The following is a 24,534-nucleotide window of genomic DNA, read 5'->3' on the forward strand; positions in this document are numbered from 1 at the left end:
GGAATAAATTTAGCCATTTCAATAATAAATAACCAATCCTGTATTTAGTTGAATATGAAGCTTTTTACCCTCACAGTTCCTCAATACCCACGTCTGGAATCACGATGCTGAAGGTGGTACCTTTCCCAGAGGTAGAATCCAGTTGGATCTTTCCTGAAAGCTTATTGATGGATTCTTTGACAGTAAAGAGGCCTAGTCCAGAGCCTCCCAGTTTGTTGGAGGCGCGATAGAACATGTCGAAGACCTTTTCCTGAAATTCGGTCTCTATGCCTAGGCCATTGTCTTCTACACTAAAGTGCAAGTTGTTTTCTACCACCTTCCCACTGACCTTGATGTAGGCCTTTTCTTTGGATTTGTCGTGGTAGCGGATGGAGTTGGTGATCAGGTTGTTGAGCATGCCGGTAATTCTCCCTTTGTCAGTAGCTACCATCAGTTCCTTGGGCATATCTAGTATGAATTCGATTCCTTGCGCCTCTGGAGCATGCCGGGTGAGTTCCCATATGATTTCCACTCTTTCTCGCATGTTGAATTTTTCTTTCGTGACCTCAAAATTTCGGTTGCGTGCTTGCTCAGATACATCCTGGATCAGCTCCGAGAGGCTCTGGAAGCTCTCTCTCATCGTAGACAGATATTGATTGAAATTGGCATGGTCAATATCTGGCATGTGGATCAGACTGTGTATGGAGTGAATAGGACCTTTGAGATCATGGGTGATGGTATAGGCATATTTGTCCAGCTCATTGTTCAGCCGCTGCAATTCTTCATTGGTTTGAGTCCTTTCGGCTATGATGTCCTGCTGGTGATCTATCAGAAGTTTGATGGTCATCAGGATCCCTGCCACACATACCACAAAATCAACCAACTTGTTGACCTGTAAGGTCTCCTCATCGTACTCCCGCATGGGTAGAATAGAAAACTCCACATAGGCATCCAGGCAATACAAAGCAAAACTCAAGCAAAGCAGGGCGAATAGTCTCAGTTTTTTGTCATGGCCGAGTAGGACATACTCGACGACCATGATGCCCACATAGAAGATCGCCGACATGGAGTCCTCCGGAATGCTGGACATGACGATGTAGATAAAGAAGTTGAGAGCGACCAGGAGCAAGTATCTCCCAGCATCAAATTGGCCCAATCGTAGTAAACGCCACGCATAGCCAAAAATCAAAATAAAGGGAGTGAAGACCCAGAGACTACTGGGATAGCCCAGGTAAAGGTCATAGGTCAGGAAAATCAGTGACGAAAGTATGACCATCACAATGGCACCTGCCGAAAACTTGATCCGCGAACGTTCGATTGGCGAAAATGCCCGTGCATTGCCTAATAGGAGTTTTTGAAACCGCTCTTTATTGAACATATATGAAATTTGACATATGCTAATTTAGTCGCCACTACAGCTATGGAATAATTCAGGTTGGATCAAGCTGGATGAGTACCCTTGAATTGAATATCAAGAACGGATTGAAAAATTAAGTTAAATCCTGAATCTAACCTACCAACTGAGACAATATGTTTACTTGATTTTTATCATCTGTCTTTTGGTTACATGGCTGGTGAGAGGTAGAAGGTCATGGTTTCATCCTTGCGAAACTGTGCTAGCGGCGGGGAAAAATGAAAGTCGTCGAGGTTCGGAACTTCGACGACTTTGATAGGGTCAAAAAAAGACCTGACAGCTTGCTCAAGCCTGTCAGGTCTTATGATTTTTAACTTTAATCTATTGGATCAATCCTTCACGATATGTCGTGCGGCCTGATAGCCGGCATAAAAGCTAGGATTGGATCGTTTGAAACGCTTGAGTACATTGTCCATACGCTCCAGGGTCTTATTCATTTCGTCAAACAGCGAGGCGAGGCTCTCTGTGGCTACACGAGACTGAATCTGGTAGGAGCGTGGCACGCCTCTTTTGTCCTGAAAGGTGGCGAAGGATGTCTTCACTTCTTCGATCTGGTCAGTTGATAGGCCATAGTCTGCCATAGCCTCTACATTCTGTTCTAATAGATCGATCATGTTTTTAGTCTTGATTTCGAAATCCTCATGGGACAGACGGAAGTAGTCTGAGGCAGAGTTGGTAGACTGTGAGAGGAGTTCCGCATTGTTAGTGTCGGATGCGTAGGCCTCCTGTATGTCGTCCATGATGTCCATCTTCTGAGCGATCTGATATTTAAGGTCGCGTACAGAGGCGCTGATGTAGACCTTGGAAGACTCCTGTTCCAGGGCTGCCTTCTCGATACCTAGTATCGATTGTGTGAGTACTGATTTGTAGTTGTTGATGATGGGGATGGAACTCCATACAGCGGCATGGCCGTCAAGATAGGAATTAGTGGCCTGGCCCATTTCCAAGCGGTTGATTTGGTCTTTCGTCATTCTAATTATGTTTTAAATGTTTACAATTAAAATGCTGCTGAAATCCAAGATAATACATGTGTATTTATTATCAAAGCGTTTGGTGGAATAATCCAAATCGGATCGTGCTTCAGGCTTGCAAAGCTCCGAGATGTATATGCAGCCTTTGGAGATGACTATGCAGACCTCCGAGGGCTTTGTGCAGATCTCCGAGATGACCTTGCAAACCAATGAGACGACTGTGCAGACCTCCGAGGGCTTTATGCAGAGGTCGGAGCACTATATGCAGACTAAAGAGTGCTTTATGCAAAGGAATGAGAGCTTTGTGCAGAGGTAGGAGGGGTCTATGCAGGCCTTCATGAGAAATATGCAGATTGTTGACGAAAAAGATCCCTCTACCCCTTTTTTTAATGTAATCACAAGCTCTATATTTGACATTAATTGTCAAGTCAAATATGTCAAATGGAAACGATAGGAGATATTTTAAGAAATCAAAGACAAACCCTTGGACTTCTTTTGAGACAAGTGTCTGCATACGTTGATATAGACCAAGCAATCTTGAGTAAGATTGAACGTGGTGAACGCAAGCCAACTAAGGAATTGCTTAGCAAATTAGCGGAGATTTTAAAACTTGATAGGGATGAACTTTTAGTTCAATTCATAAGTGAAAAAATAGCTTATGAAATTGCTGATCAAGAATGCGCAAACAAGGTTTTAAAGGTTGCCGAAAGTAAAGTGAAATATTTAAAATCACATCAAATTAAAAAATGACTATGCAAGAATTCGATTTGACTCCAAACATGGTAGAGGAACCTCAACTAGCAGTAAAGTATTACAAACAGGAGACGTTTGATTCTACAACTCCACAAACTACCTTAAAAGTTCTATCACTTTTCTCTGGATGTGGCGGAATGGATTTAGGCTTTGAGGGTGGGTTTTCAGTTTTAGCTTCTTCCGTCAATGAATTAATCCATCCAGATTTTGTTGAGCGAAAGCTTAATGACGGTTTTGTGGAACTTGCCAAAACTAGGTTCAAAACAATTTTCGCTAATGATATTTTAAGCGATGCAAGAAATGCTTGGGTCAATTACTTTTCAAAAAGAGGGCATAATTCAGAAGATTTTTATTGCGACAGCATTGTAGATCTTGTGAAGATGCATCGAAACGGAACATCCGTTTTTCCTGATGAGGTAGACATTGTGACAGGGGGGTTCCCATGTCAAGACTTCAGTATTGCGGGGAAGCGAAATGGCTTCACTTCACATAAAAATCATATTGGAGAGTTAAACACTGAAAACACAGCGTCAGAGGAGACTCGTGGGCATTTGTATATGTGGATGAAACAAGTAATTGACATTACCAAACCTAAAATATTTATAGCCGAGAACGTCAAGGGTTTGGTTAATTTGTCAAATGTTAAAGACATTATTCAAAATGATTTTGCTTCATCTGGTGAGAACGGCTACATTGTATTAACACCAAGAGTATTGCATGCCGCAGACTTTGGGGTTCCACAATCTAGAGAAAGAGTGTTTTTCATCGGATTGAAGAAATCAGCCTTGAAGAAATCAGCCCTTGCAGAATTAGAAAAAGAAACCATCTCCCTAAAGTTTGATCCTTATCCTCAACCAACCCATGCATATACCACAGATGGAGATTATTTGAAACGGCATGTCGACTTGAAGGAACTATTTCAAAATTTAGAGGAGCCTGAATTCACAGGTGATCTTTCTCAAAAATTTTATTCTAAGGCTAAGTTCATGGGTAAACATTGTCAAGGGCAAATTGAAATTAAGCCTGATGGTATAAGTCCTACAATAAGAGCCGAGCATCATGGTAATATTGAATTTAGAAGGCTATCAAAACAAAATGGTGGAGTTATTGAAAATGAACTTTCAAAAGGTTTAGAAGAAAGAAGACTGACTCCTCGAGAATGCGCATTAATTCAAACTTTTCCTCCTGACTATGAATTTGTGATTGAGAATAAAAATGGACGTAAGGGGTCATTTCTAGTAAGTCCTTCTAAGGCGTATAAGATCATTGGAAATGCTGTACCCCCACTTCTTGCTTATAACCTCGCAAGACGTATTCAGAACAACTGGGATATATATTTTAAAAAATAAATGGTAGTATCAACTAATCCTGAACCAAGTTCTAATGAATTCAATTCGCTTCTAGAGTCGACTATTGAGGAATTGAATAGTCATGCGATAAAATGGCCTAAGAAAATCGAACAACTGAGAGGAAACAAACTAGAACCATATGTTCAGAACGTGATGACAGATTTGGCAGTCGGTTCTAGTTTTGAAAATTCAATTGAACTAATTGGAGGACAAAAATTTCCTGACATAGTTGCTAAGAAATTCTACGGAATTGAAGTGAAAACCACAACTCAAAATCATTGGAAAACAACTGGAAATAGTGTGTTAGAATCTACAAGAGTGGAAGATGTTGAACGAATTTTCATGCTATTTGGAAAACTTGGCCAACCTATTGAGTTTAGATCAAGACCATATGAGGAGTGTTTATCTGAGGTTGTGGTAACTCACTCCCCCCGATATTTGATCGATATGAATTTGGGATCTGGTGAAACAATTTTCGACAAGATTAAAATGCCATACGACACTTTGCGAACTAGTCAAAACCCAATCAAGCCAATAACAGATTATTACAAAAGTAAACTTAAACCTGGTCAGGACTTATGGTGGATAGACCAAGATAACAGCAGGCCAAGTGGCATGATAATTAACCTTTGGAAAAATCTAACTCAAGATGAAAAACAAAAGATTAAAGATCGGTCGATGATCTATTTTCCAGAACTTTTTGGCAATAGTAGCGGTAAATTCGAGCGCTTGGCAATCTATCTCGCAACTCGAGAATCTGTAGTTTGTCGCAATGTTCGGGATAATTTTACAGCAGGTGGCAAAGATAATTATAATATAGCAGGCAAAATATATTTGAATATCCCAAGGGTCTTTATAAATCTATTTGAAAATATTGAGTCGGTTCTTTCTATTCTTTCTGAAACTTCGGCTGACGAACTTTCTGAATACTGGAACATAAAAACAACAGAAAAAAGAAAGCTAGCTCACTGGATTGGACTTGTGGACTTACACTCAAAGACGATTAGTTCGGCAAGCCATTTGAATTTGAAGAAGATGTTGGAGATCATGATTTACTGAGAATCCTGTCCATCCAGTTCTTATGGGTTTATAATCCCAGCTCGGTCGCAATTCTGAATGCGACTGAAAACTTTCGGGCATTCCTGACTGTACGTCAGGCTGGTGAAATGCCCATAAAGATATGATCTCTGATCATACCCCAAAAAATGGGACAGTGGGTTTAGTTCAGAAATGACGATTAAATTTACTGATATGACACGCAAGAAGTACACATCAAAATTCAAGACGAAGGTGGTATTAGAGGCCATCAAAGAGCAATCAAGTGTAGCAGAACTAGCACAGAAATATGAACTAGCCCCTCAGCAAATCAACCTCTGGAAAAGAGAGTTTTTGGCCAATGCAGAGGGTGTTTTTGAGAAAAAAGGCAAGAGCAAGAAGTCCCAAATTGAAGATGAACGTGATCAGCTGCTTAAGGTAATTGGGCAACTTAAAGTTGAGAATGATTTTTTAAACGACGCCTTGCGGTAAGACCTCTTGCTGAACGGCGATCATTGATAAGCAAGGGTCAATTGAGTATGGCAAAGCAGTGCAAACTACTTTCCCTACACCGTTCGGGAATATATTATAAGCCCAGAGGAGAATCTGAATTGAACTTAAAACTCATGCGTATGATGGACGAGCATTATCTCCACCATTCTTTTAAGGGGGCACGCAGCATGCATACCTGGCTGACCAAAGACAAGGGACTGCAGGTGAGCAAAAATCGGGTTGAACGACTCTACTATCGGGTGATGGGGCTTAGAGCTACCCAGCCTGGAAAACATACTTCCAGACGGCACAAGGCTCATAAAGTGTACCCTTATCTGCTTCGTAATCTGACCGTGAAACGTCCCAATCAGGTCTGGGCAATAGACATCACCTACATCCCAATGAAGAAGGGTTTTATGTATTTGATAGCCATTATTGACCTCTACAGCAGGTATGTAGTCAATTGGTCAGTATCTAACTCAATGGATGCGGACTGGTGCCTAAACTGCCTAGAAGAGGCTATAGAAACACATGGAAAGCCAGAGATCCTCAATACCGATCAAGGCTCACAGTTTACATCAGAAGTCTTCGCCAACTTCGTCTTGAGTCAAGACATCAAATTGAGTATGGACGGAAAAGGAAGGGCTATTGACAATGCCTTTATTGAGCGGTTGTGGAGAAGTGTAAAGTATGAAAAACTGTACCTCAATCCACCTAAGGACGGTATGGATCTGTACCTACTAGTGGCAGAGTACTTCAACTACTACAACATGGAAAGAAGGCATACAAGTATCGAGAATCAGAGACCGATTGATCTCTATCAAACCACCCAAAAACAGGCCGCCTAATGAGTAGATTATTTTTGGGTTTTATTGTTAATGAAAGGATTATTAAACACTATTGTAGAACTTAAAACCGAACAATCCCTGTCCTAACTATTGGGGTATGATCACTCAATCCAATTGAGATCGAGCAGAGTGGACTTAGTAATTTTATAAAGATACAAAAATGAATAAAACCGTTTTTATCTCATCAACTTTTGTGGATTTGAAAGAGGAACGAAAAGAGGTTTGGGAGTTATTGAAGAAGTATGATGTTTTAGTCAGAGGAATGGAGCAATTTGGAGCTCGAAAAGAAGACTCACTAACAACATGTATCACTGAAGTAGAACAATCGGATATTTATGTTGGAATTATTGGATACAGACTTGGGTCAATCGATAATAAAACAGGAAAATCATATACCCAGTTAGAATATGATAAAGCCCTAGAATTAGGCAAAGAGATTCTGATCTATATAATAGATGATGAATCAAGTAAGGTTTCACCGAAATACATTGAATTTGATAAAATACCTAAGTTAAACTCATTTAAAGATACTTTGAAAGAGCGGCATACAATTGACACATTTAAAGACTCTGAGGAGTTAAAACAAAAGCTTAGTAGACAGTTTGAAAAGTATTTGACAAAAAAGGAAGCTGAAAAAAAGACAAAAACCAAAGATGATTTTAGTCAATCAAAATTGACATTAGAAAAGTTTTTTTTAGTTCCGAAAGCTATATCAGGTGCTGAAGTGAAATTAAGGGTCAAATTTGATAAAACTATTTCACCTGCCTCAAAGGCAATTTGTCAAATCACAAATATGGATTTTGGAAAAACTACTTGTGCAAATATTAGAATTGTTGAACCAAACATAGATGCTGAAAACTTCAAAAGTATAATCATCGGATTCAAAAAATTAGACGACTATTTAAAGCTTGATAAAAACAAAGAATATGTGATTTATGGGAATGTTTGGTTTCATGAAAATAAAATTAAATCTATCACAACTAGATTTAAAGATATTTCATACCAAATATGGGATGACGACTATTATTACGGGCAAGAACACCAAAATCAAGAAGAGCCACAACCTTTTGTTGTAAAAAAAGAAATTGGTGAGGGACAGATTGTATTAACATTAAAGGAGATAGAAAAATAATATCCAACTAGTTTCTCCGCTGTTTTAAGTCTTCCGAAGGGTGACTTGAAACGATGAATGATCAGTAGGGTCTCTGACCCGGTCGGTCTAGTATCTCGCTCGGGTCGGAGACCCTGGTTTCATCTGGCTTTTAAGTCAGGAAACTTAAAAGAGCGAAGGGGTCAGCGAACTGAAAGTAATCCGATTACTCGAATTAATCGGATTACTTAACTCTAGCTCGGTCGCAATTCTGAATGCGAATGAAACATCCGGAGGGAAGAGTGCTGCGGTTATTATCTTACAGCTACCAGATCATCAGACTTCTCCTTGCAGAAAGGACTTGCGTCTTTTCTGCTCGTTCGAAGTGACGATGTTTTCTTCGCACGGTAGCATTTCTGAACGCGACTGAAAACTTTCGGGCATTCCCGACTGTATCTCAGGCTGGTGAAATGCCCAGAAAGATGTGATCGCAATCCAATTGTGATCAAGCAGATGTCAAGTTGTATATCAGTGAATTGAAAGTTAGATTGGTGGAAAAAATTAAATGGCTGTATTGTTACAGGATTTATGAACAATCAACATACGTCTGATCGGGCGCGTTTGAGTGCAACGGAAAGCACTTGAGATATGGTCACGCGTTGCGCTATCGCTAAACGCGCGCCAGCTGGCTGGTGTTGACTTTGTTGGCAATAACTTAGACTTGAAATTATATGATTTATTTAACGATGATGATTTTTGTGAAGGAAGGGAAAGAGCAAATCTTCGATGAGTTTGAGGCACAAGCGATTCCAATCCTCAAGGATTACCAGGGAGAATTGATATATCGAATTAGGACAAAGAAGGAAGACTACTTAGTCAATAGTGAAGAAACCCCTTACGAAATTCATTTTATTTCTTTTCCATCAGAAGAGGATTTTCATCGCTTTGCAAAAGATGAAAGGAGAAAGGAATTTATACATTTGAAAGAGGAGTCCATTAAATACAGCTACTTAGTTAAAGGGGTGAAATTATAATCGACAAGCCCACTACCAATGAAAGTACTGCCTGTTGTTTCAAGTCTTCTGAAGGGTGGCTTGAAATGGGCAGCGAACCGAGAGTAATCCGATTACTCGAAGTAATCGGATTACTTAATTTCTTCCATCCTGTAGCAATTGAGAGTAATGGGGGCCAGTGAAGAAAGCATCTATGATTTGACTTTCAGATTCTATTAGATCTCTCCTTCCGTCGAGATGACGTTGTTTTCTTCGCCCCAGCTGTTTTTAAGTCTTCCGAAGGGCGACTTGAAACGATGAATTATAAGTAGAGTCTCTGACCCAGTCGGTCTAGTATCTCACTCAGATCAGAGACCCTGGTTCCATCTGGCTTTTCAGTCTGGAGACTTAAAAGAGCCGAGAGCCAGTCTTCCAACGAGAGTAATCAGGTTACTTCGAGTAACCTGATTACTAGCTGTATTTATTCCTTGACAAATTTCTGCCTCCAGACTTGCCCCTGCGTTTTTAGCTCCACGAAATAAAGTCCCGCTTTGAGTCCTGTCAGATCAAGCACCCTCGAGGAGGATGATTGAGCGTAATTCCATCCTTTGATGGCCTTACCTGATAGGTCCAGTATACTGATGCTCGATTGTTGATCGATCCCTTTCCTTTCGAGGGTTAACTGATCCTGGCAGGGGTTTGGGTAGAGCAAAATCTCGTCGGAAGTACCCGCATCGGCTTCCAGTACATATTCGCTCAGTTTGAACCAGTTGATGTTGAACTCTGGCTGGATGATTGTGACGCGGAAAGTGTGTCTGCCCGCCACCATGTCCATGTCTGTGGATACGGTCTGCCAGGTCTGCCATCCGCCAGTGACCGGTACATCTAGCTGGGCACTGGATAGCTTCTTGCCGTCCTGATCGATCTGCGCAAATTCAAGAATGCCGGCGCTGTTGTCGCAAGCGATGCGTGCCTGGATGGTGTAGGTACCTTCCTCTGCCACATATAGGTTGTACTCGAGGTAGTCGCCTGCGTTGGTATAGCCCAGGTTTTCGCCACCGCCTATGTCGCTGGTGTTTTCATGGGCCAGCCCTTCGTTGACCAGGTAGTCTTCCGCTTCTATCAGGGTCGGTATAGGGGTGTAGAAGGGCAGGTTGTTGGTGATGGATAGAGCTGAAAAGGATTCGAGGAGTGAGCCATCTGTGGCTTTAATACTCCCCTGGTTGTAGTCCAGTGTCAGCGTCTGTGCGTCGTTGTAGTTGTTTTCTGCTTCCAGAATCAGCATACGATCATTGTCTGGATGGCTGGAGATGGAAAGTAGGGTCAACTCCTGATCATCGGCATAGAAGGTAAAACCGGACGCATCTGATAGGGTAGATGCATCCAGTTTTTTGTTCAAAGAAAGGTATATGATATCACCTTCAGTATTTGTGTGTCCTGACCTGGAGTTAAATGCAATTTCAGTTAGTATTTTTTTTTAGAGAACTCCATGAAGTTCAGATTGATGCCGCCTTTTTCTATGTAGAATTTGAGCTTTTGGGTGCCAGCGTATAGCGCCACATCGGTGAGGGTAGTTTCTCCCCATCCTGTGGTTTTGGGTAAGGCGACAAGGCCTGTTTGATCGCTGCCTTCGATTTCTACCCTGATGCTGGAGTTAGCCGTGCTGGCTACATATCTCAGTTTGATATCGTAGGCACCTTCTTCTTCCACATTCAGACTATAGACCAGCCATTCGCCATCTTCTGTCCATCCGATGTTGAAGCCGTTGGTAGGGGTGTCGTTACATGCTTCGATGTCTACCCCGTCATTTCTATAGGAGTAGCCTCGATTCCATGCCAGCCCACCTGCATTGCCTGATTCGTTGGTGTACTCCGCGTCGTAGTAGGCGGCACCTTGTTTGCCCAGATCATAGTCCACAAAATAGAGGGTAGTGGCCTCCGTAGCTGAGATGGTATTGTCTTTGAAAGGCAGCGTTTCGTCAGAGTAGGGTTGGCGGATCATGGCGTCTACTACATCTGGATGGTAGGTGTTGTTCTCGACCTTGAGGTTTTCTGTCATTTCCATCAAAGAGGCATAGGCCTCAGCTTCACTCGGTTTAGCTCCACCCGACCAATAGTCGAGTATGTCCTGGTAGCCCTCGGTCACTTCGATTTGAAGTGGGTTGTTGCCGCCCATTTTTTTCAACGGCCACCACGACCAGCCCATGTTGTTGTCTTCGAACAGTCGGATGGCATCTGTGAACCAGCCGTTGGAGTTTTCACCGGTTTCGCCTAGCCAGATTGGGACATTTCTGCTGTCTCTCATATCCAGCATGCCCTGTATGGAACCCTGCTCGTTGGAGTTCCAGTACTTGTGATAGCTGATCACCAGATTTTCGTCCCATAGGGTAGGGAGTCCGCTGTAGTTGTTGCCCCAGCAGTTGCCTTCTATGATTACGATGTGGTTTTGGTCCACCTCTCTGATGGCGGCAGTCACATCCTTTTGCAATTGCCATAGTGGGGAGTTGCTGCTTTCAGCGCATCCATTGAGGTCATTAGGGTGATCCTGAAATCCCCAGTTGGGCTCGTTGATGATGTCGTAGGCACCGATGGCAGGCTCGTCCTTGTATCGAGTGGCCAGTTCCTTCCATAGGGCGATCATTTTGTCTTGATTGGCTTTGCTTTCCCATAGAGAAGGTTTGCTGCGATCATAGTCACTGATGTCGGCATTTTCTCCCTGTCCGCCGGGTGCAGCATGTAGATCCAGAATCAAATACATGTCATTGGCTTTGACCCAGTCGATTAGATCGTCCACCATGGTGAATCCTTTTTCGTTCCAGGTGATTTCGCCCGCTACAGGCTCTTCCTCTATAGGGGGAGTGAAAAGCTTGTAGTGCATGGGTAGCCTGATCGAATTGTAGCCCCAGGCTCCCATGGAGTCGATGTCTCTTTTGGTGCAGTGGTTGGCCAGCCATGCGGTATAGAACTCTTCTGTTTTATCCGGTCCGATCAGTTCTTCTATCTTGGCTTCTATTTCGTGCTGAGGTCCGCTGGTTCGTAGCATATAGCCCTCTTGTAGCATCCAGCCTCCCAGACCTATTCCTCTGAGGATGATGGGCTCGCCATTGGGGTCCAGTATCTGTTTGCCCTCTGCCTTGAGGTATTGTGCGTGAGCAGTATTTGCAAATGTGAGGCAGCTTAGGATCAGAGCTCCAAGGAATATTGACTTTTGGAAGCGAGTAACGTTCTTCCAGGCAGAAGCTCTGCCGTCAATAGTATAGTCTTTCATAGTGTCTTCGTTTTCAAATGCTTAGTTGTAGTATTTAGTCGTCAACAAAAGATTCTTGCCGATCTTTTTCAAAACTATCACCTGCCATTGCTATCATTGGCATTCGGAAATACATAATAAATACATCAATTGGATTATTTAGTACTTATTTACTACTTCATCCGTGTTTGTAGTGCTGTAATTCAGTAAGTTATGTAAAATTAAAGATGATCAGCAGCGTGATTAAAACCTCTACTATATTATTCGTGCTTGGTGCACTTGGACTTATATTTTCTAATTCTGTCCGATCTCAAAATCTGGATTGGCAAATCAAAGGCAAGCCCAGAGTCATTCATTACTCCAAAGAAGATTACAATTCGGACTCGCAGTTTTGGTGCATGGCCCAGGATGATGAGGGCGTGCTCTATTTTGGTAATAATGATGGAGTGGCCATATATGATGGGGAGGTATGGACGCTGGTCAAGGTACCCAATGGCTCTACGGTTCGTGGATTGAAATATGCCTCCGATGGCTATGTCTATGTAGGGGGCTATGATGAACTGGGCCGTCTCAGTCGCAACGAATATGGCAAATATGAGTACGAGTCGCTGTTGCATCTGTTGCGGACAGAGGATCAGACTTTCAATGATGTATGGCAAATTGAAGAAAGCAATGGCTTTGTGATCTTTCGCAGTTTCAAACGGCTGATTGCCATCAAGAACAAGCAAGCCGTGACTATTCCTGCCGAAGGTCGCTTTGACTATTTGGGGATCATCGAGAAGCAGCTGTTTGCCGTAGATGGTTGGGGGATCAAAAGATTGTCTTTGAGCAGCATGGAGTTTGACAATTTGATTCCAGCCTCTGGTTATAATCAAGAGGAGGTGAGTGCGCTGCTGCCGGGAACAGCTCCTAATAAGCTGATGGTATTTACCCGAGAGGGCAATTCCTATCAGGCGGACAAATTGCAGGGCAGTATCACTTTTCAGCATAGTTTTTTTGCAGATGGTTCTAGTGATCAAATTTTTTGTGCGATTGCTTCCGATACTGGCAGTTACTTTTTAGGAACCATCAATAGCATGTTGATGGAGTTGCGCTATCAAGAAGATGGGCAGATGGAAATTCACAAATATGAAAACCTGCAAGATCAAACCATCTTGAATTTGTATCAAACCAAAGACGGCAATGTCTGGACCTTGCTCAATACCGGGTTGGACTGTGTAGAGCTCTCATCGCCTATATCTAAGATCTTTGATGATGCAGCAGTCTATGATGCTACTTTTTATCAAGGCCAGTTTTATCTGGCAACCAATCAGGGAGTGTATGCAGCGAACCATTCTCTGGAGGATCCTACCCTGGTTCATAGCGATTTTAAGCTCGTGGATAGATTGGAGGCGCAAGCCTGGTCGATGAGGATCATAGAAGACCAGCTATTGATCAGTCATGACAAGGGAGTGCTGGTAAAAAATGCAAAGGGTATCTATCATGTCGAGGGAACGAATGGAGTTTGGAAAGTAGTGCCTGCCAATGGTGTGCAGGATATGTACCTGGCCTGTTCCTACGACGGGATTTATGTTCTCAAATATCAGGATGGAAAATTTTTCTTTCAGAACAAACTACAGGGATTCGATGTTTCGGGCAGGGATATATTGGCTGGACCTGATCCCTATACTTACTGGGTTTGTCACGGTTATCAGGGCGTTTACAAGATCAAAACAGATGCGGGACATAAGCGTACCCTGACGCTCGAAAAATATACCGATCAAAATGGGCTTCCTTCGCCTTATAGCAACAACGTCTTTGTTTGGGAGGAGGACACTGTTTTTACTACGGTTTCTGGTGTCTATACCTATCAGGAGGACCAAAATCAGTTTGTACCTCACCCGTTCTTGACTCAGACCTTGGGAGACGATGTTTTGATTCGAAAGATTCAGCAGCATGGTGACAGAACCTGGTTCGTGAAGGAGGAACAATTGGGCTACTTCTACACCAGAGCTGATGATCCAGAGCTGAATATGGACTTGTTTCTCTCGCTGGAAGGAACCTTTATGAAAAGTATGGAATATGTGCAGCCCTTAGGCAGCGACCAATTGCTGGTAGGGACCAATGATGGCATGTTTTCGTTTAATCTATCCATGGATGAGGCCTATTCTCCTGATTCGAGAACCCTGATATCCGAAATCAAATACAAAGACGAACAGGACAGTCTGATATACTGTGTGTTGCCTACCGAGACGCAGGAACTGACTACTTTGCCCAATAACACCAGTTCCTTGCAGCTGTCCTTCATTACACCCACTTATAGTTCGCAAAAGGATGTACAGTATAGGTATAAGTTAGAGGAAAATGATAAAACCTGGAGTGATTGGTCCACGGTACCACACAAGGAGTATAGCTACTTGAAATCTGGGCGCTACACCTTTAGGGTGCAGTCTCGAACTTCTGTGGGTCAGATGGCAGACGAGGCACAGTTTGAGTTCGAAATATTGCCACTGTGGTACCAGACGGATTGGGCGAAGATTGTTTTTGCCAGCGTGGCGGTACTTGTCATATTCTTGATACGCGTTTTGGTCAGACGAAAGCTTATCAAAACTCAAGAGGAGGCGAAGAAAATGCAGGCTGCCCTGGAGCTGGAAATAGAAAATATCAAACTGGAAAAGGAAAAGGCGCTTATCGAAAAGGATAAGAAAATGCTCGAGGAGGATGTGATATTCAAGAGCAAGGAGCTTGCCAATTATACCATTCTGCTACTGAAGAAAAGGGAGCTGCTAACCGAAATGGCTGCTGAACTAAAAGAACTAAAATCGAAGATCAAAGTAGCAGCCAATCGAGAAATCGTGAGGTCGATGACCCGTAGAATCAACCTGAACTTACAGGATGAAGAACACTTGAGCGTTTTCGATGCGAATTTCGAGCGGGTACATCAGGATTTCTTCCGAGAGCTGAAGGCCAATTATCCAAATCTGAGTCAGAAAGAGTTGAGGCTTTGTGGCTTTGTTCGCATGAATTTGACCAACAAGGAGATTGCTGCCATATTGAATATTTCGGTGAGGGGAGTAGAGACTGCAAGGTATCGATTGAGGAAGAATCTGAGCCTGGAGAAGGAAGTCAATATGGTCGAGTTTTTAGAGAAGCTATCGGGCTCTTCAGAGGACCAGGACCTGGATCAGGAAAACGAAGAGTATTTCAATGAAGAATAGGAATTAATTCTTTGTAGATTTAGCCTCTGAGCTAGTATCATTTAGACCTGCATGAAACAAGAAAAGGTTCGTTTTTGGAATTCCATTGTCAGTCGTTTTGGACTCATTTTCGCGATTCTGATCCTAAGTGCCATTCTAGTTTCTGGTTATCTTGTGTATGAGCAAGCGGCACAAGTCATCGTGTCGCACAGCCAGGAACGCATCAAGCATACCTCTGCTTTGGCTCGTCAAAACTTCTACGATGTCCTCAATGAGGTGACCAACGACATAGCCATTCTCGCCGAAAGCGCAACAGTTTCCAGGTATGTCAAAAGCCCCACTTTAGATAACGGAGATGATCTCGCTTCCCTTTTTAGTGTGACCTTAAAGAATAAAAAGGACTATTTTCAAGTTCGTTTGATCAGTGCTGAAGACAAGGGGACAGAGCTCCTTCGCTTTGACAAAAAAGGAGGGAGAATCATCAGAACCCCCGATAGCTTACTTCAGGAAAAAGGCAAAAAGGGCTACTTTCTGAATGCACTGAAGCTGGATGGTGGCCAGTTTTTTTTCTCGGAGATCAATTTGAATCAGGAATTCGGAGTGGTCAGTCATCCGATAACTCCCACCTTGCGGGCGGTGGGGAGGATTCAGGACATAGAGGGCCAACTGAAGGCTCTAGTGGTTATCAATGTCGATCTTACCAGCTATTTCAACGAATTGGATCAGCTGATAGCTGGAGATGCCAAGCTGTTCATTACCAACAATTATGACGAATACCTATATGCTTCTGACAAGTCGAAGTGCTTTGGGCGACAATTGGAAACGGGAGAGTCTCTTCAAAATGATTTCAATCTCAATACCTGGCAGTTGATTGCTGCAGCGCCTGATTTTGATTTTATGCAGGACAAAATGGGCAATCGCTATTTGTATCATATCGAAGAGCTGCGCTATGCCTCCGGGTATCAAGTGATTTACTTGGTGTCTTTCATGAGAAGCGAGGACTTGTTTGCAAGTGCGGAAAATGTGCGAAAGAGTGCATTAAGTAAAGTGATTATGATTTGTGTCTTTCTGTTGTTGGCAGTATTTGTCATTGTGTGGTTGTATTCCAAAAGAATTGCGAAGGTGACAATGATGATTGCGTCTTATGAAAATTCGGGAGAGGAGCAATCTATCTTAAATGAGAACAGAAAAGATGAAGTGGGGGTATTGGTTCGTGCATTTCAGGGCATGCGAGAGAGGATCGATCGGCAGATGACGGACTTGAAAGACGCACTGAGTAGGGAACAGGCGGCGATCAGAGAAAAAGATGAATTTCTACAAAATATGAGTCACGAACTGCGCACGCCACTCAATGCCATTTTGGGTTTGGTACAGCTGATGTATAAAAACAAGCCGTCTAAGAATCAATTGCCTATCCTTGACTCAATGCAGCGCAGTGCATCCAACCTGGCGGACCTGATGTATGATGTACTGGATCATCAAAAGTTGGTCGAGGGAAAAGTAGAGATTCGTAGAAGCCCTCAGGTTTTGACTGAGTTGCTCAATGACATTTACTCTAGCTACCAATACGAAGCTCTGAACAAAAAACTCAAATTTAGTATTGATATTGGCGATGAGATAAAGGGTAAGCGGTATTTGCTGGACCCTTTAAGATTCAAGCAGATAGTAACTAATCTGGTAGTCAACGCAATTAAATATACCCGAGAAGGGGAGGTGAAATTAACTGCTGCTGTAGTAGATGGCCTGCTCAAAATTTCAGTAAGCGATACGGGAATCGGTATCAAAGAGGAGAGCCTTCAGAAGATCCGGGATCGTTTTTACCAGGAGCAGGGAGGAACAGATCGAAGTGATGGATTCGGATTGGGTTTGTCCATCGTGAAACAACTATTGAGACTATTTAATGGACAGTTGTTGATCGAATCAGTTTTCCAAAAGGGATCGGTATTCACGGTAGAGTTGCCAGTTCAGCCATATGAGGGGGCTATGGAATTAGAGGTGAAGGATACGGGCTCCAGGCTCCCTGAATTGCAATCAAAGTATAAAGTGCTACACATCGAAGATGATCCTGCTACGGCTTTACTTATCAGTGATATACTAGGTCTAGATAAAATAGAATTGATTCAGGTCAATACCTTGATAAAGGCCAAGGCGGTTTTAGCGTCTGACGAGTTTGATTTGATCCTAAGTGATATGAGATTGGATGGTGAGCATTTGGGTCCTTTCTTGAAGAAACTAATTGAAGGTGAGCAAGAAGCCATGATGATGCTTGTTTCGGCCTTAGAACCTGACGAAATGGTTGGGATATCTCCATATTATGTTCAGAAGCCATTTGATAGGGAGCAGGTATTGGATATGGTTTATCAGCTTTTGGGACAATCTGAGTGGAGTAAACCTCAATTGGATACGATTTTCAGTCAATATGACCATGACCGTAAGAAGATTGACAACTACTTGAAAATATTGATTTCGGAGTTTAGTTCTTATCTGGATAGAATACAGAATGTGTGGCAGTCCAAAGAGCAGAAGGAGTGGGAGGCCATTCATCACCGATTGGTCACTCATATCAAAAGTCTCTCACTGGATCGTCTGGCCGCACATTGGCCCGAAAAACTATTGGAGTTGGAGGAAGGGGATTACCATTTCATTGTCAATCAAATATTGTATTGCCTGACTTGTTTTCGCTGCGAAGCTAGACTCAATTCAATAGGCTAATTTTCTTCATGAGCTCCTTTTCATAGCTCGAACTGATGGCAATTTCTTCTCCCTTGATATGAATGTCATTATTGGAGATCGATTCGATATGATTGATGTTGACGATACAAGATCTGTGAACTCGTTGAAAATGGGAGGGGAGCTTTTGTTCCAATTCTTTCAAGGTCATCAGTGTCATGACTTTTCGATCTTCAAAATACAATTCGGCATAGTTGCCAGCAGATTTGATGAAGAGGACTTTGTCTAATTCGACCTTAATCAACTGGGTTCCATCTTTGATGAAAAGCTGTTTGTTTTCTGGCGCTGGAGTGGGCAGTTTTTGTGTTACTTTTTGAATTCCCTTAAAGAATCGCGGGAACTCAATGGGCTTGACTAGAAAGTCAACGATTTGTTCATAATCATAAGATTCTGATGCGAAATCCTTGTGTGAGGTAATCATGATCACAGCAGTGTCTTTGGAGATAATCTCTAATATCTCTTTGCCAGACATGTCAGGTAGATCATAATCGAGGAGGACCAAATCGAAGGTGTGTTGAGACAGTAAATTGACTGATTCGAAACCACTGTTGGTGGTAGTCAGTTCGGTGATAGCGTCAACTTTAGAGCAAAAATGCTCCAGCAAATCGCAGATCAAAGGGTCATCATCAACAATTAAGCAGCGCATGGTTAATCATTTATATTAATAGTTTCATCCATCATATGCCTCACTTCACATATTCTTTTCTCCGATTTCAATTACTGGCAATATATTGTTATCAAATACCAGATTCAAATCTAAAATAAATCAATTGGATTGAAGACGGGGTACCATTTCAAAAACAGAGTAAGATGAGCGTTAGAGAATTGTCACAAAGGATGGATTTTGGTTTGCATTCAATTTCAGAGCGATTTGGCTTGCTATTTATGCAATGGGCAATTGGCCTGATTTACATTTGGTTTGGCATGTTGAAATTTTTTCCTGGTTTGAGTCCAGCCGAAATTCTGGCTGCCAACACCTTAGATACGCTGGCAATGGGGTTGGTGTCTAAGGATCTATTGCTTCGGGGATTGGCCATTTTCGAGGTGCTTTTAGGCGTGCTTTTAATCACCCGTATCAAGTCCAAATTGATCATTGCAGCCTTGTTGATGCATATGTTTGGCACCTTCATGCCTATCCTTATTTTCCCTAATGAAGTCTTCAGTGCCCCTCCCTTTGGATTTACCATAGTAGGGCAGTACATCATGAAGAATTTTGTGATTATTGGAGCTGCGCTAGTTTTATATCCAAAAAGGTAAGCTTACATCTTAAAAATTGCATTATAACAAGGTGTAAATCTGATTTTTTGCATTTTTAATTGTATGTCATTACATTTAATAGGAGAAGTGCTTAAAAAAATAATTCAATGTATTTGCTGATATTTTTGATATAACAATTGGCCTATCTTTGAAATATACAAAAACCACCTGTTTAGGCATTTTACCCATTTTTCGATTCTAGCAGCAGGATGGATCGAAAATTGAATAAACGAGAAAAATTATAATAGACTTATGATGAAGGGATTATTGAATTCAGGCGGTGAACCAAAGGGGTGGAGACAGATTGTTTCTACGCTCTCTGATGAGTTTATCAGTCATGTTTTGACCGAAAGACCAGTGGATCACGAAATGGAGCCTTTTGTAAAGAGTGAATTGCAGATGTATCTGGGCTTACTCATGGGATCCAAATTAAATGAAGGGTTTTCAGAAAGAATCGCGCTAGATGTAATCAAGTATTACATGCTTCGGGTTCATGAAAATGCGAAACTTTTAGGTTTTTCTTACCACGAGATCATGAAGATGACCTCTCAACGTCACGATTTCTTTATTGATGGTTTGTTCGATTCTGATAATTCAGATGACTTTTTGAGAACAACTGCAATGCAATGGTTTCAGTTTCCACTTTTAGAAGTAGATGGAGGAATTAGACCGAATGAGTATGATTTCTCAGTCTATTTTTCTGACAATTACGTGGTGTCAGACATATTGTTCAAGCTGGCTCCAACCTACGTCAATGCTATCATAGCTGAATTGAAATTGGAAGTGCCAACCTTTATGATGAACTAATAAATCTTGATATAGTACTATTTTGTAAACAGCGCTTATTGATTAATAATCAATAAGCGCTGTTTTTTTGTGCCTTCTGGCTGGTAGTTGTGAGTTGAGTCTGAACGGATTTTCCTTCTGAATCCCTAAGGCTTTTTTATCACCATATCTTGAAAATGACCTCTTTACATCATGACCTGTGTATTCATGGATCTTCTGATTCATAGAATCAGGTGACTTTTCGAGAAAACAGCCCTGTACTGATTTCAGTTTCCTCTTTTAGAAGTAGATGGAGGAATTAGATCGAATGAGTAGGGATTTTTTTAACAATTGCGTGATGTCAATCATTTTGTTCAAGTTGGTTCCAATTTACGTGAATACTAATATTCTGAGAGAAACTAGAGGTGGCAACCTTGAGATGAACTAATGAATTTTTTAAATAATATTGATGATTAGTACGCTTATCAATTATGAATCGATAAGCATTGTTTCTTTTTGTGCCTCCTGGCTGGTAGACGTATGCTGTGTCAGCACAAATTTCCCTACAGAATCTCTCAAGCTTTTCGCAATTTCACTTAGCCTGTGTGACTTCTGATTGTAATTGGTCATTCCTGATACTAGTTCGTTTGCAGAAGCGGCTACTTCTTCTGTTCCAGCTGCAGTTTGTTCTGCAATGACTACCACATTTTCGATGGTTGTTACCACCTGATTGATGTTTTGTGTTTGCTCCTGAGTGGCATTCATGATCTCCTCAGAATAGCTCAATGTTTCATTAGATGCCTCACTGATTTCTTCGAATACCTTCGAAACTTCACCCGAGGCTGAAACCCCTCTGGATACACTCTGGCTCATTGTTTCCATAAGGGAAGCAGCCATAGAGGTGTCCGTTTGTACATCGTTGATTAGCTTTTCGATTTCTTTGGTGGAGGCTTTGGAGCTTTCTGCCAATTTTCTAATTTCATCAGCTACCACCGCAAATCCTCTACCTGCATCACCGGCCTGAGCTGCTTCTATGGCAGCATTAAGAGCAAGGAGGTTAGTTTGTCCTGCAATATTTGAAATCACACCCAATACCCTGTGAATCTCCAGAGATCTTTCTTTTAGGATATTCATGGAGTGATTTGTCTTGCTGGTATATTCAGATATTTCGCTCATGCTAGAAGAAACATTATTCACCATGGTGAGACCTTTTTCACTACGTTTGCTTCCTTCTAGTGCCACTTGATTAATTCTTTGAGACTTGGCTGCCATGTCCTCTGCCGCCTGACGGATTTTTTCGACAATAGTTGAGGACTCATCCACCTTCGATACCTGGGTTTGGGCACCATTGCTCATTTGAGAGATAGCAGACGCGATCTCTTCAGTATTTCGTGTCATTTCCTCACTCGTACTCAACATCTCCGAAGAAGAAGCATCAATAGTGTTCGCACTTTCGGTGATTTGATGGAGCAGTTCGTTGATGTTGGAGAGGGCCCTATTGAAGTTTTGAGTGAGCAGAAGAATTTCTCCTTTCGCATCTTCATCTAATCTTTTGGCCAAATCCCCTTCTGCCATGTCTTTCACTATTTCATTGATAGAATGAATAGGAGCGACCACAGCATCAAAAAGTTTGTTGATGGATTCACTGAGGGCTTTCCATTGGCCTTCCTTATTTTGGGTATTGATCCGAGCGCTGAAATTGCCTGACTCGACTGCCTCTTGAATCACGAAATTCGTATCATTGATAGAGCTACTAAGGTTGTCGTTCTGAGCCCTTAGCCCATCATTTCGGCTCTTTACTTCAGCTACAGCTTCATCGAGCTTGGCTTGCAGCTCTGCTTTTTGTCTTTGATTTTCTAATCTCTTGTAGCGTGAATAGAAATAGATGCCTGCTACGACAGCCACAATCATAAGAGATCTAAACCACCAGGTGGCCCAAAAAGGTGGAGCAATGTAAATGAGAATGGTGGTAGGGGTTTCATTCCAGACGCCATCGTTGTTGGCAGCCTTTACCTTAAAAGTATAGTCTCCAGGTGCCAGTGTGGTATAAGTGGCAGAGGTTTGATTCCCTACATAATTCCAATCCTCATCCATTTCTTCCATCATGTAGGCATAGCTGTTTTTTTCTGGTCGAGTATAGTTGAGCACGACGAAATCAATGGTGAAGATCTCGTCCTTGTAAGTCATTTGTATTTCCTTGGCTTCTGAGATATGCTTTTTTAGAATGGCATTATCGTCATTAGAGGGCTTTATGGATTTATTAAAAATGCTAAAGTCTGTAAAAACCACGCTAGGTGGGATAGGGTTATTTTGGATCTCAGAGGCATAGAAGCGGTTGAATCCATCGCTACCTCCAAAGTACATTTCGTTCCACGAAGTGCGTATCGATGCATTCATGTTAAAGAAGTTGCTCTGAAGGCCGTCTCCTTTGTCATAGTTTTGCACTACCAATTGGGTGTTGAGGCCTTTTCCAGTTATAGATACTTTGGATAATCCTTTGGCACTACTGATCCATAGATTTCCTTCTTTATCTGCTTCGATAGATTTGATGGCATTGCTAGGTAGTCCAGACTCCTTGTCAAAAACAGCGAACTTATCATCTGCAGGTACATATAGATTAAGACCTCTATTTTCAGTTCCAATCCAAACTTGCCCTTTAGTTGACTGATAAATACATGATATGGCGTTTTCACTGAGGCTGTTGGCATCCTCGGGCACATTGATGTATCGTTTAGCAGTATATTCATTATTTGCCCTGTCAACAGTTAGGTAATACACCCCGTTGGCAGTTCCTAGCCATATATTACCTTTTTCGTCGGGTTCCATGATACGTACGTCTCCGCCTATACTTTCTGAATCTTCACTTAGGTACTCACCTATGTGTTTAAACTCTCTGGTGTCAGAATCAAAATAATCTAGACCTTCTCCCCAGGTGCCTACCCAGTAACCTGAATTACTCAATACATCCTTTTCGATTGTAAAGACACTATTGGCTGCTATGGAAGTAGGGTCATTGGGGTCATTTATATAATTTGTGAAAACATCTCTTTTCGTGTCGTAATGAGTCACTCCGCCAGCCCAGGTACCAATCAGTAGATTGTTATCAGGCATGACTACTAGGTCCAGCACAGAATTGTTGGGCAGGCTATTCGGATTGTTAGGTTCGTGTTCATAATGTTGAAATGTGCCTGTATTTACATTGTAATAGTCTAATCCATAGCCATCTGCTCCTACCCAAAGGTTGTTTTTAGAATCCTCCGCAAAGGTGTTAACGGCACTGTGATCCATGTTCCCTTCATTATCATTGACTTTAATGAAGGGTTTTTGATAAGGGTCCATTAGGTCGATTCCTTTATCGAAACTACCAATCCAAATGCGTTGGTTACTGTCCTTGTAAAGTGCCCATATGGAGTTGGAATGGATGCTTTTAGGGTTTTTGGGGTCTGGCTTAAAGTGTGTGAATTGTTCAGAAATGATGTTGAATACGTCCAATCCACCGTTTTCAATGCCAATCCAGATATTGCCCTCTCCATCATTGATTATTTCAAGTATTCTGACTAGATGAAGAGAATTTTGGCCTGCTTCTGGAGTATACAGTTTTGAACTAAATTGATTGTTGCCAAGGTCGGTAAGCTTGTATAAACCTTTTTCCCAGCTCCCCAACCAAATGTTGCCCTGTGAATCTTCCGTTACACTTTTGATATTCAGGTCGTTTTCTTCAGGCAAGATTTGTTGAATTCTTTTGTCAAGGTCCATTAAGAATATCTTGTCACCTGTAATCCATATTCTACCTTTTGAATCCTGAAAGATAAACTCTATGTTTTCGCCATTTAGATATCTTTTTTGAACCTTATTGTTTTCTGAGTCCAATAGATCAACTCCCATATTGGCCACCCATATATTGTCATCTTTATCACAAAACACATGGTTGGCCATTCCTTCGGCGATTGAGCTTGGATTCTCTTCAATGTGTTTTAAGTTATAAAAGTCATGAGTTGAACGGTTGAACCTGCTTAAACCACCTCCGTGAGCAATCCATACATCTCCATTGCTGCTTTCGGTCATGTAGTTAATATATGGATGCCTGATGCTCGTACTATCGTTCTTGATAGGTTCGAATACATCGAAGTGACTGCCGTTGAATCGGTTGATACCATTTCTGGTTCCTATCCATATATATCCCAGATGATCTTCAAATATGCAAGTGACATTGTTATCAGATAACCCAGTGATATTTTTAAACCTATAATTATTGTCACTTTGCGCTAATAGCGGAGAGGTGAGGGTGATATTTAGTAAGACAATAATAATTGTCTCTAAAATTTGCTGCTTTCTCATCATGCTCTTGGGTAATCTTTCTCACTTATAAGTTAACCAATCAGCATGGGATATTCAACTTTATTCAAAGGCTGATTTTTGATTTAAGTACTCCTATCG

Annotated in this window: 17 protein-coding genes; 11 read left to right on the forward strand and 6 right to left on the reverse strand. The window is 41.8% G+C overall.

Annotated elements, in window-relative coordinates; genetic code table 11:
- Positions 1 to 70: 70 nt before the first annotated feature.
- Positions 71 to 1,357, reverse strand: coding sequence for a sensor histidine kinase (locus N7U62_RS02560; protein WP_264136311.1), 1,287 nt, complete (start codon positions 1,355 to 1,357; stop codon positions 71 to 73).
- A gap of 365 nt (positions 1,358 to 1,722) precedes the next feature.
- Positions 1,723 to 2,364, reverse strand: coding sequence for a hypothetical protein (locus N7U62_RS02565; protein ID WP_264136312.1), 642 nt, complete (start codon positions 2,362 to 2,364; stop codon positions 1,723 to 1,725).
- Positions 2,365 to 2,805: 441 nt separating this feature from the next.
- Here N7U62_RS02565 and N7U62_RS02570 point away from each other — a divergent pair, with 441 nt between their 5' ends.
- From N7U62_RS02570 to N7U62_RS02600, 7 genes are all read left to right on the forward strand, one after another.
- Entirely contained in the window at positions 2,806 to 3,114 is a 309-nt protein-coding gene (locus N7U62_RS02570) for a helix-turn-helix domain-containing protein (protein ID WP_264136313.1), read from the forward strand.
- A 2-nt stretch (positions 3,115 to 3,116) separates the two neighbouring features.
- Entirely contained in the window at positions 3,117 to 4,466 is a 1,350-nt protein-coding gene (locus N7U62_RS02575) for a DNA cytosine methyltransferase (RefSeq protein ID WP_264136314.1), read from the forward strand.
- Positions 4,467 to 5,525: a hypothetical protein gene (locus tag N7U62_RS02580; protein ID WP_264136315.1), complete on the forward strand. Its 1,059-nt coding sequence runs from the start codon at positions 4,467 to 4,469 to the stop codon at positions 5,523 to 5,525.
- Between the two features lie 192 nt (positions 5,526 to 5,717).
- The gene (locus N7U62_RS02585; RefSeq protein WP_264136081.1) at positions 5,718 to 5,993 is read left to right on the forward strand and encodes a transposase; all 276 of its coding nucleotides are present in this window, start codon (positions 5,718 to 5,720) and stop codon (positions 5,991 to 5,993) included.
- Between the two features lie 41 nt (positions 5,994 to 6,034).
- Complete coding sequence (locus N7U62_RS02590) at positions 6,035 to 6,841, forward strand: IS3 family transposase (RefSeq protein WP_264136082.1); 807 nt, start codon at positions 6,035 to 6,037, stop codon at positions 6,839 to 6,841.
- A gap of 160 nt (positions 6,842 to 7,001) precedes the next feature.
- On the forward strand, positions 7,002 to 7,973 hold the full coding sequence (locus tag N7U62_RS02595; RefSeq protein ID WP_264136316.1) for a DUF4062 domain-containing protein: 972 nt from the start codon (positions 7,002 to 7,004) through the stop codon (positions 7,971 to 7,973).
- Between the two features lie 689 nt (positions 7,974 to 8,662).
- Positions 8,663 to 8,965, forward strand: a complete 303-nt coding sequence (locus N7U62_RS02600) for a DUF1330 domain-containing protein (RefSeq protein WP_264136317.1) — start codon at positions 8,663 to 8,665, stop codon at positions 8,963 to 8,965.
- Between the two features lie 439 nt (positions 8,966 to 9,404).
- On the opposite strand, the gene N7U62_RS02605 is transcribed toward N7U62_RS02600, so the two are convergent.
- Both N7U62_RS02605 and N7U62_RS02610 read right to left on the reverse strand, forming a co-directional pair.
- The gene (locus N7U62_RS02605) at positions 9,405 to 10,322 is read right to left on the reverse strand and encodes a carbohydrate-binding protein (protein ID WP_264136318.1); all 918 of its coding nucleotides are present in this window, start codon (positions 10,320 to 10,322) and stop codon (positions 9,405 to 9,407) included.
- Between the two features lie 65 nt (positions 10,323 to 10,387).
- Positions 10,388 to 12,190: a cellulase family glycosylhydrolase gene (locus tag N7U62_RS02610; RefSeq protein WP_264136319.1), complete on the reverse strand. Its 1,803-nt coding sequence runs from the start codon at positions 12,188 to 12,190 to the stop codon at positions 10,388 to 10,390.
- A gap of 206 nt (positions 12,191 to 12,396) precedes the next feature.
- Between N7U62_RS02610 and N7U62_RS02615 the strand changes: the two genes are divergently transcribed.
- Both N7U62_RS02615 and N7U62_RS02620 read left to right on the forward strand, forming a co-directional pair.
- Entirely contained in the window at positions 12,397 to 15,366 is a 2,970-nt protein-coding gene (locus N7U62_RS02615) for a helix-turn-helix and ligand-binding sensor domain-containing protein (protein ID WP_264136320.1), read from the forward strand.
- 51 nt (positions 15,367 to 15,417) lie between these two features.
- Complete coding sequence (locus N7U62_RS02620; protein WP_264136321.1) at positions 15,418 to 18,057, forward strand: ATP-binding response regulator; 2,640 nt, start codon at positions 15,418 to 15,420, stop codon at positions 18,055 to 18,057.
- Here the strand turns inward: N7U62_RS02620 and N7U62_RS02625 are convergent.
- Positions 18,041 to 18,721 (reverse strand): LytR/AlgR family response regulator transcription factor, encoded by a 681-nt coding sequence (locus N7U62_RS02625; RefSeq protein WP_264136322.1) that lies wholly within the window; start codon positions 18,719 to 18,721, stop codon positions 18,041 to 18,043. The two genes, N7U62_RS02620 and N7U62_RS02625, sit on opposite strands and share 17 nt — an antisense overlap.
- A gap of 164 nt (positions 18,722 to 18,885) precedes the next feature.
- On the opposite strand from N7U62_RS02625, the gene N7U62_RS02630 reads away from it, so the two are divergent.
- The gene (locus N7U62_RS02630; RefSeq protein ID WP_264136323.1) at positions 18,886 to 19,332 is read left to right on the forward strand and encodes a doxx family protein; all 447 of its coding nucleotides are present in this window, start codon (positions 18,886 to 18,888) and stop codon (positions 19,330 to 19,332) included.
- Between the two features lie 252 nt (positions 19,333 to 19,584).
- Positions 19,585 to 20,139, forward strand: a complete 555-nt coding sequence (locus N7U62_RS02635) for a hypothetical protein (RefSeq protein WP_264136324.1) — start codon at positions 19,585 to 19,587, stop codon at positions 20,137 to 20,139.
- A gap of 447 nt (positions 20,140 to 20,586) precedes the next feature.
- On the opposite strand, the gene N7U62_RS02640 is transcribed toward N7U62_RS02635, so the two are convergent.
- Positions 20,587 to 24,438: a two-component regulator propeller domain-containing protein gene (locus N7U62_RS02640; RefSeq protein ID WP_264136325.1), complete on the reverse strand. Its 3,852-nt coding sequence runs from the start codon at positions 24,436 to 24,438 to the stop codon at positions 20,587 to 20,589.
- Positions 24,439 to 24,534 lie beyond the last annotated feature (96 nt).

It is taken from the genome of Reichenbachiella ulvae (assembly GCF_025833875.1).
Lineage (GTDB): Bacteria > Bacteroidota > Bacteroidia > Cytophagales > Cyclobacteriaceae > Reichenbachiella > Reichenbachiella ulvae.

Bases quoted from the DNA above. Each gene is read 5' to 3' on its own strand.
- N7U62_RS02560 (WP_264136311.1), bottom strand. From the start codon at position 1,357: ATGTTCAATAAAGAGCGGTTTCAAAAACTCCTATTAGGCAATGCACGG.
- N7U62_RS02565 (WP_264136312.1), bottom strand. From the start codon at position 2,364: ATGACGAAAGACCAAATCAACCGCTTGGAAATGGGCCAGGCCACTAAT.
- N7U62_RS02570 (WP_264136313.1), top strand. From the start codon at position 2,806: ATGGAAACGATAGGAGATATTTTAAGAAATCAAAGACAAACCCTTGGA.
- N7U62_RS02575 (WP_264136314.1), top strand. From the start codon at position 3,117: ATGCAAGAATTCGATTTGACTCCAAACATGGTAGAGGAACCTCAACTA.
- N7U62_RS02580 (WP_264136315.1), top strand. From the start codon at position 4,467: ATGGTAGTATCAACTAATCCTGAACCAAGTTCTAATGAATTCAATTCG.
- N7U62_RS02585 (WP_264136081.1), top strand. From the start codon at position 5,718: ATGACACGCAAGAAGTACACATCAAAATTCAAGACGAAGGTGGTATTA.
- N7U62_RS02595 (WP_264136316.1), top strand. From the start codon at position 7,002: ATGAATAAAACCGTTTTTATCTCATCAACTTTTGTGGATTTGAAAGAG.
- N7U62_RS02600 (WP_264136317.1), top strand. From the start codon at position 8,663: ATGATTTATTTAACGATGATGATTTTTGTGAAGGAAGGGAAAGAGCAA.
- N7U62_RS02610 (WP_264136319.1), bottom strand. From the start codon at position 12,190: ATGAAAGACTATACTATTGACGGCAGAGCTTCTGCCTGGAAGAACGTT.
- N7U62_RS02615 (WP_264136320.1), top strand. From the start codon at position 12,397: ATGATCAGCAGCGTGATTAAAACCTCTACTATATTATTCGTGCTTGGT.
- N7U62_RS02620 (WP_264136321.1), top strand. From the start codon at position 15,418: ATGAAACAAGAAAAGGTTCGTTTTTGGAATTCCATTGTCAGTCGTTTT.
- N7U62_RS02625 (WP_264136322.1), bottom strand. From the start codon at position 18,721: ATGCGCTGCTTAATTGTTGATGATGACCCTTTGATCTGCGATTTGCTG.
- N7U62_RS02630 (WP_264136323.1), top strand. From the start codon at position 18,886: ATGAGCGTTAGAGAATTGTCACAAAGGATGGATTTTGGTTTGCATTCA.
- N7U62_RS02635 (WP_264136324.1), top strand. From the start codon at position 19,585: ATGATGAAGGGATTATTGAATTCAGGCGGTGAACCAAAGGGGTGGAGA.
- N7U62_RS02640 (WP_264136325.1), bottom strand. From the start codon at position 24,438: ATGATGAGAAAGCAGCAAATTTTAGAGACAATTATTATTGTCTTACTA.